The following is a 1,717-nucleotide window of genomic DNA, read 5'->3' as shown; positions in this document are numbered from 1 at the left end:
CTTTCAATGCCGAAGACGACAGACTGCTTGGCCCGAATTTGAGTTTGCCGTTTTTGCTTAAATTCCCGGCACTCTTCACTACCTTTGCGGCGGCACGCGAGCGGACAATGGCAGATGCCGTCCCGCCGCTGACAACCATAAATGCTGCATTGGTTCCAACCCGGGCATCAAACATTGCGTCCATTCTGCCTGCAAGTTGCGGATCGTTGATATATGCTTCGTCGCGAACCGCTTTCCAGTTTTCGTAGGACATCACAACTTTGTTGACTGTTTGCACGGGACTGGAAACGGCTTCGGCCAATGGAACAATGGTATTGTCCCACGGGTGGCGTATGCCCTCCCATGTGCCTACAACAATCTCTTTGGCTGCCAGATAGGATGCTTCTAATTCATAGGCTTCGTAAGAGCGGATGTAAAGGTCTTTGCCCTTTGGATTGTTTTGGTAGATCTTATCTGCTCTGGCTCTCAGGCTTCGTTCGCCGGGTGTGAATCCGTCTAAACGGTTTAGGGCATTATTCTCCACCGCATTCTGCCCCAACACGCCCCCTACCTGTGCGTTGAACAGGGCATTGGTGTTTGCGCCGTTGGTGCCGTTCAGGATGCCTCCGGCGGCACCGACTACCGAAGCAACCGCACCGGTCTACGCTTTGATCTCTTCTTTGATGTGTTCGGGTAACAGGTTGGGATTGAATTTCCCCGTTATCGGGTCGATGGCAGTGCGGCCGTCGTCGTATTGTTTGGCCAGGTATTCGGCTGCGCGTTCGGCGGCAACGGCGGCGCTGCCGCCGGCCAGCGGGTCGGCGCCGTTGGCGTAGGCTAAGGCGGCACCGAGCATAAAGTGGCTGATTGCTTGCGCGGCTTCGTTTTTGTTTTCACCGTGGCCGAAGCGCTTGCCGATGGCGGCTGCGGCATACGGTGCCAACGTATTGGCCGCCAGCTGTAAATCACCCTGGCCGCCCAATGCGCCGGTAATCAGGGTTTCGGCGGCGCTAAGCGCACGGCTTTTGCTGCCGCCTATGCCCCAGCTTCGGGCTTCTTGGTAGGCTTGGGCGTAGGCGGGGGAATGGGCCAGCATCTCCTGCTGCCGTTGTGCGTCGCTTAGGCTGAGATAGTGTTCGTAGCTGCCGTCGTTTTGTTCTTCCAGACGGCCTTCGTGGGCGGCTTGTTGTTTTTCCAGCTCTTCGGCTGCCGCTTTGGCACGGTTGCTCCTATAGGTGCCGACGGCACTGTGGATGGCGGCAGTCGATTGGGCGACGGTTTGCTGTTTGTCGAGTAGGTTTTGCAGATCGGGAACGCTGTCGGCACCGTGATGGGCAGTGGCCGAATCGGTATGGATGCCGAGAGCGCGGGCACTGGTTTTTTTGCCGCCGATGGTGATGTTGCCTTCGCTGAGTACGGAGCGGGTATAGCCTTGGCTGTCGCCGCTTTCATGCTGCGGCAGGGTGGGGCTGTAGTTGAGGCCTTTGTTCATGTTCTGGCCGGCGGTTTGGGACGCACGACCAAAGGCGCTTTGATTGAAGCCGTTGCTTCCTTTCAGGCTGCCGCCGTAGCCGGCGCCGATGCCCATGCTGCTGGCGCTGTAGCTGCTTTCGTTGCGGATGTCTTCAAAGCTGAAACTGCGGGCGGTCAGTTCGTTGTGGTCTTTGTCTGCGGCAGAAGCGATGGCGCCGCCTTTAAGCCGGACGCTGTCGGCTGTGATGTGGTAGCCGCCTTCGCC

2 pseudogenes are annotated in these 1,717 nt (G+C 58.0%); both read right to left on the bottom strand.

Annotated features, from left to right (window positions below):
- Window positions 1–541: pseudogene (locus ACTHUR_RS10900) on the bottom strand (hypothetical protein); the annotation flags it as partial.
- 99 nt (window positions 542–640) lie between these two features.
- Window positions 641–1,717: pseudogene (locus tag ACTHUR_RS10895) on the bottom strand (hemagglutinin repeat-containing protein); the annotation flags it as partial.

Source organism: Neisseria sp. P0021.S007, from assembly GCF_051956855.1.
Note: the sequence above shows the minus strand (reverse complement) of the source record. Positions and strands in the feature narration are given on the sequence as shown.